We start from the raw sequence: 6363 nt of genomic DNA, 5'->3' as shown, positions 1-6363 counted from the left end.
CCGTCAGCCGAGGTGCCGTCGTTGGAACGCTGCTGGTTGTTCGCCCGTTCGGCCGTACCGGCCGGCGGCTGCCCGGGCACGCGGCTGACCGAGCTGGTCGGCACCGTCCTGACCGGGCTGGTCGCCGCCGCCCGCCGGGCCGATCCCGGCATGGACTGGTTCTTCGACCCGGAGGACTCCCCCGCCGGGCGGCTGAGCCTCGGCTTCCATGCCGCCCCCGCCGCGCTCGACGCGGTACGGGCGGGACTGCTCGCGTACGACCCGGGAGCGTCCCTCGCCGAGGACCGGTACGTCGTGCGCGACCCCGCGCGGGGCGGCCCGCTCGCGTTCGCGGGCAGCGAACTGGCCCTCACCCTGCTCGGCGGCGACGTGCCCTGGCTGGCCGGCGGCGAGTTGCCGCTGGCCGTGGCGCACCTGCGGCACCTGACCGGGCTGATGCCGGCGGCCGACCGCCTGGCGTTCCTGTTCCTGCACTGGCAGGAACGCAGCCAGCGGCTCACCGGCGCGCAGCGGCGGGACCTGGCCGCGCAGGCCGACGCCGGGGCGGAGAAGATCGTCCTGTCGGCCGGTGACCTACCGCTGGGCGGGGACGTGGCAGTGGCGTGGCAGCGCTACCTGGACCGGGTGACCGACGTGGTGGGCCACGACCACCCGACGGCGCCTCCCGGGTTCCTGCTGGCGCACCACGCGCAGCTCACCCACGATCGGTGGGGCATCCGGCCGGAGGTCGACTCGCTGGCCGCGCTGGCGCTGCGCCTGTCGATGGTGCGGGGCAGCCCGGCCGCGACCGCGCCGGCCCGCGTTCCGCAGAGGAGGCAGCAACCACATGCACACGCCGGTACCTGACCGTCCCGCCAGCGAGCCGGCCCGCGTCGAGGTGGCACTCGGGGAACGGTCGTACCCGGTGCTGATCGGTCCCGGCGTGCGCCACCGGCTCCCGGCGGAGGTGGCGCGGATCGGCGCCCAGCGGGTCGTGGTGGTCTCGGCCCGGCCACCGGAGTGGACGCCCGACCCGGGCGTGCCGCACCGGGTGGTGCCGGCCCGCGACGGCGAGCACGACAAGAACCTGACCACTGTGGAACAGCTCTGCCGGGCGTTCGCCGAGTTCGGGCTGAGCCGGACGGACGCGGTAGTCTCGTGCGGCGGCGGCACCACCACGGACGTGGTCGGGCTGGCCGCCGGCCTCTACCACCGGGGCGTACCGGTGATCCACCTGCCGACCTCGCTGCTGGCCCAGGTGGACGCCAGCGTCGGTGGGAAGACCGCCGTCAACCTGCCGGAGGGCAAGAACCTCGTGGGCGTGTACTGGCAGCCCCGGGCGGTGCTCTGCGACACCGAGCACCTGGGGACGCTGCCGCAGCGGGAGTGGCGCAACGGGTACGGGGAGATCGCCCGGGCGCACTTCATCGGCGCCGGTGATCTGCGTGACCGGCCGGTGGCGGAGCAGATCGCCGCGTCGGTGGCGTTGAAGGCCCGGGTGGTGGCCGCGGACGAGCGGGACTCCGGCCTGCGGCACATCCTCAACTACGGCCACACGCTCGGGCACGCGTTGGAGCGGGCCACCGACTTCGGCCTGCGCCACGGTGAGGCGGTCGGCGTCGGCACGGTCTTCGCGGGCCGGCTGGCCGGCGTCGGCGTCTGGATACCGGCCGACCGGGTGGCCGAGCACCACGACGTGGTGGCGGGCTACGGGCTCGACACCACGCTGCCCGGCGGCGTCGACCACGACGAGCTGATCACGCTGATGCGCCGCGACAAGAAGGCCACCTCGGGCCTGTCCTTCGTCCTGGACGGACCGGGCGGAGTCGAACTGGTCGCCCGCGTCCCCGAGGCCGCTGTGCGTACCGCACTTTCCGGCATGTGAGGCCGACACCGCCGGGTGCCCGTTCGCCGGCCGGCGCCGCGGGGGCGGCCGGGCCGGCGAACGGATGACGAGCCGCCGGAGCCGAGCCCCGGACCGGCGCGTCAGGTGCCCAGGGCCCGCTGGATCTGCGCCACCAGCACGCCGCAGGCGTACCGGTCCGCGGCCCCCACCATGCCGACGATGGTCGCCGGCAGCGGGCCGTTGTCCGTCTCCGCCGGGTCGTGGTGCATGAACACGACGAACTGCCCCCGGTCGATGAACGGCGCGAGGATCGGCTCGGCGTCGACGCCGGGGGCCAGTGAGAAGAACGTGGTCATGGCGCACGGATGCCGGCCCAGCAGCGAGCTGCGGTGCAGCAGCGAGGTGGTGGCCCCGCTGACCCGGAAGTTCGGGTCGATGACCCGCAGGGCGCCGTCGCGGCCGATCCCGGCGTCGAAGGAGCAGTAGCCCCGGTACCCGAGCTCACTGGCCTTTCGGACCCCTACGGTCAGCGCTTCGACCAGTTCCTCCGGGGGCTGGTCGTCGTCCATCACACAACCGACCCACGTCGAGGTGGGCTGCGGCAGGTGTACCGACGATCCGAAGTAGTGCACCGATCCGCTCTCGGTCACGCCGAACTGGATACCCCAGATCGTCTGGAAGGGCACCTCCTCCTCGACGATCCACTGCTCGCTCACCTGTTCCAACTGGTTGAACAGGGAACGGTTCCGCCGGTCCCCCAACCGACGGGTGAAGATCGCAATTCCGCTGGACACCTCGACCCCGGCCGGTTTGATGACCGCCGGCCGGCGGTCCCGCGCCACGATCCGGCGCACCTCGGCGGGGGTGGCGACCTGCCGGCGGGGCAGGTACTCCGGCGCGACCAGAGTCTCCAGCACGGTCTTGTTGTTGAGGCGGGCGACCAGATCCGCGGGCACCCGGGCGCGAGCGGCCCGCAGCAGCGGGTCATGCGGAGGAAACTGGAACTCCAGCGTCTCGCCCCGCTCGACGGCTTCCCGCGCGTACCGCACCGCCTGCGCGCCGGAACGGAACTTCCGCAGGTCGCTGGGCGTCTTCAGACCACTCCGGCTGAGCAGACGCAGCGACTTGTCCGCGCTGGAGCCGGTGCTGCAGATCGCCGCCGACTGGTGCGGAAGGGTCAGGTGCAGACCTGTGATCATGTCCAGGCCGTTGTGGAGAGCGGCGCCCGCGCCGGCGAGATAGGGGCTGTCGGCGGTGGCCGTCGGGTCGGGCGGTCGGGCCAGGACCACCCCGTCGTGTGCGAACACCTGTACCTGGATGGGCGCCTGCATCTAGTCTCCTGACATGCCGGCCCGGTGCGGGCCTCGGGGTGGCGGTGAAACCGGTGCGCCACGGCCACGAACAGCGGAGAACGTGGCCGAAGGGGTGGGCTCCCGGTCCTGATGCGGCCGCTCGGCCCGCGAGAGCCGGGCGTGCCGCGTGCACCGACCGGACGGTCGTGAGCTGGACCGGCCGGGAAGCCGGCTGGCTCATGGCCAGCGTTGCGGCGGCGAGGTGCACACCGCCGGTCAGCGGTCGAGTTTCCAGCCACCGACCGGCGTCATGATCGAAAGATCATAGTCACTATGCACTGCCCCGGGATGGGCCAGACAGGCGAACGCGGACGGCTCTTTCGCCGCCGAGGCCGCCGATACTCCTAGCGGGGCCATCGACTCGGGTTGACCGAAAAGCTGTTCTTCACAAGGGCTGGAGTCGCCGGACGGCGCTGTCGCAGCCCGCGCTGTCGAGTGCCCGGATTCCGACGGCCACGCCCCCTGCCAGCTCACATCGCCGGCCCGGCCTCGACGCGGCCGGCGGGCACCGCCGAAACGTCCCAGGCCTGCCCGGGGAGGAGATCTCCGGCTGATGCGCTAGGGGTCGACGTGCCGATCTCTAGGGGTGTACGTCACTGCACAGCGCTTCGTATGGTCGGGCCCCGTCGGCTCGTCGTTGCCACTCTCAGCGCACCGGATCGGGTGGCCCGCGAGCGGTGCCGCCCGTCGACGCGCCTCGCGCCAACCCCCGCCGTCCGGCGTACGGCATCCCGGCTGACCGATCGTCGCGGCCCTGAGCCTTTCGGTCGTCCCCTTTCGATCGGAGGTCGAGCTGTTGTCTGTCGGGTTCGATGGCGCCCAGGCCGCGGACGGCGCGGTTGCTCTGGAACTCGTGGGGGACCTGCGGAGGCCGGCGGTGTGGCCCGCGCGGGCGGCCTCGGTGCACCGGGTGCTTCCCGCCTGGCCGTCGCGCGTGACACCGGCCGGACACGTCGTGGTGGCGGGGCTCGTGGCGGTCCTGGCCCGCTGGACCGGCCAGGACGAGGTGGTGCTCGGGCTGGCCCCGGCCGGTGGGTCGGTGGCGCGGGTGGACGTCTCGGGCGACCCGGGATTCGGGGAGTTGGCGGCGCGGGTGGGACTGGCGTGGACGGCGCCGGTGGCGGGCCCGGACCGGCCGGACCCGGTGGCGGTGGAGTTCACCGACGGTCCGGTGGCGGAGACGGGACCGGCCGTGGTGGACGTCGACATGGTGGTGCGCGTGGCGGCGGACGGGTCCGTGCTGCGGGTGGACTACGCGGTGGAGGGTTTCTCCGCGCAGTTCGTGCGGGGACTCGTGGATCAGGTGGTGGTGCTCGTCTCCGCCGGGACGGCGGCGCCGCAGGTCGCCCTGTCGCGACTGCCGTTGCTGGACGCCGCGGAACGGGAGCGGTTGCTGACGTGGGGGCGCGGCCCGGTGCGGGAGATCCCGGGTGAGCCGATCCACGAGCTCGTGCTGAGCTGGGCGCGGCGGTCGCCGGAGGCGGTGGCGGGGGTCGCGGGCGACGAGGTGCTGACGTACGGGGAGCTGGATCGCCGGTCCGGGCTGCTGGCGGCGTACCTGCGGTCGGTGGGTGTCCGTGCCGGTGACGTGGTGTCCGTGGCGTTGGAGCGCGGGTTGTGGTCGCTGGTGGCGGCGATGGGCGTGCTGCGGGCGGGTGCCGCGTACACGCCGATGGACGTGTCGTGGCCCGCGGAGCGGATGCGGGTGCTGCTGGCCGACCACGGCGCGCGGGTGGTGTTGACGGTCGGTGCGGTAGCGCCCCGGATTCCCGCCGGGGACGGGGTCACGGTGGTGGCGCTGGACGACGGCTGGCCCGCGGTACCGGCCGGTGCGGTGGCGGATCTGCCTGCGGTGCCGGTGGACGCGCCGGCGTTCGTCATCTACACGTCGGGTTCGACAGGCACGCCGAAGGGTGTGGTGCTGTCACACGAGAGGCTGGCGAACTTCCTGGCGTGGATGACCGGCGAGTGCGCCATCGGCCCCGGCAGCCGGATGCTGCACTCGGCGGCACCGGTCTTCGACGCTGCGTTCGGGGAGATCTTCGCCGCGCTCACCGGCGGGGGCCGCGTCGTCGTGTGCCCGCGCGACGATCTGCTCGACGCGCGCCGGCTCACCGACCTCGTCAACACCCAGGGCGTCACGCACACGTTCGGACCGGCCACCAACATCGCCCCGCTCGACCCGGCCGCCTGTCCCGGCCTCCGCTGCGTCATCTTCGGCGGCGAGGCCGTTCCGCCGCGGCTGGCCCAGCGGTGGCTGACGGCGGGCACGCGGGTGGTCAACGCGTACGGGCCGGCCGAGATCGCCGTGGCGTGCACCTGGTTCGACGCGTCGGCCGGGTGGGGTGGCGCGTACGTGCCGATCGGCTGGCCGATGCCGAACCGGCAGGTCCGCGTCGTCGACGCGAACCTCGACCTCTTGCCGGCCGGGGTTCCCGGGGAGATCCTGATCGCCGGCTTCGGCGTCGCCGACGGTTACCTCAACCGCCCCGAACTGACCGCCCAGCGGTTCGTCACCGACCCGTACGGCGGCGGGCTCGCCTACCGCAGCGGCGACCTGGGGAGGTGGAACAGCGCCGGCGCGCTGGAGATCCTCGGCCGGATGGACCACCAGGTGAAGGTCAACGGCATCCGCATCGAGCTGGGCGAGATCGAGAGCATCCTCGCCCAGCACCCGGAGGTGGAGACCGCAGTCGTCGTCCGCCGCGAGGACCGGGGCGTGGCCCGGCTCGTCGCGTACGTCACCGGGCGCGACGGCCGCATCCCGGCCACCGGCGACCTGCGCGACCACGCCACGGCCCACCTGCCGAGCTACATGGTCCCCGCCGCCTTCGTCGTCCTCGACCGCTTCCCCCTCGGCGGCACCGGCAAGATCGACCGGAGTGCCCTTCCCGCACCCGGCGCCCAGCGCCCCGACCTCGGCGTGCCGTACGTCGAGCCGGCCACCGAGGGCGAGCGCCTCGTCGCGGAGGTGTTCGCGAGCGTGCTCGGCATCGAGCGGGTCGGCGCCCGCGACGGCTTCTTCCACCTCGGCGGCACGTCGTTGCAGTCCGCCGCCGTCGCCGCAGGCATCGACGAGGCCGCCGACGTGGTGGTGCCCGTCTCGCAGATCCACCGCACCCCCACCCCGCACGAGCTGGCCCGCTGGCTCGCCGCCGCCCCCCGCCGTACGGACACCGGCTCGAC

4 protein-coding genes are annotated in these 6363 nt (G+C 73.7%); 3 read left to right on the top strand and 1 reads right to left on the bottom strand.

The genetic code is table 11. The annotated features are described in order from the left end of the window. The first annotated feature begins 12 nt into the window (after positions 1-12). The gene (locus BAW75_RS25450) at positions 13-846 is read left to right on the top strand and encodes a hypothetical protein (RefSeq protein ID WP_231915406.1); all 834 of its coding nucleotides are present in this window, start codon (positions 13-15) and stop codon (positions 844-846) included. Then, positions 827-1864 carry a 3-dehydroquinate synthase family protein gene (locus BAW75_RS25445; protein WP_104115146.1) on the top strand — a complete coding sequence of 346 codons (1038 nt, stop codon included), beginning with the start codon at positions 827-829 and terminating at the stop codon, positions 1862-1864. The genes BAW75_RS25450 and BAW75_RS25445 overlap by 20 nt, the downstream gene beginning before the upstream one ends. A 101-nt stretch (positions 1865-1965) precedes the next feature. Here BAW75_RS25445 and BAW75_RS25440 read toward each other — a convergent pair whose 3' ends face one another. After that, positions 1966-3156 carry an ATP-grasp domain-containing protein gene (locus BAW75_RS25440; protein WP_104115145.1) on the bottom strand — a complete coding sequence of 397 codons (1191 nt, stop codon included), beginning with the start codon at positions 3154-3156 and terminating at the stop codon, positions 1966-1968. 817 nt (positions 3157-3973) lie between these two features. On the opposite strand from BAW75_RS25440, the gene BAW75_RS25435 reads away from it, so the two are divergent. Then, the coding region (locus BAW75_RS25435) for a non-ribosomal peptide synthetase (protein ID WP_146074898.1) at positions 3974-6363 on the top strand (2390 nt) is incomplete at its 3' end.

The sequence above is a fragment of the Micromonospora chalcea genome, from assembly GCF_002926165.1.
GTDB lineage: Bacteria > Actinomycetota > Actinomycetes > Mycobacteriales > Micromonosporaceae > Micromonospora > Micromonospora chalcea.
This window is presented reverse-complemented; position numbering and strand designations above follow the sequence as displayed.

Excerpts from the sequence above, each read along its gene's own strand:
- BAW75_RS25440 (WP_104115145.1), bottom strand. The coding sequence starts at position 3,156 with ATGCAGGCGCCCATCCAGGTACAGGTGTTCGCACACGACGGGGTGGTC.
- BAW75_RS25445 (WP_104115146.1), top strand. The coding sequence starts at position 827 with ATGCACACGCCGGTACCTGACCGTCCCGCCAGCGAGCCGGCCCGCGTC.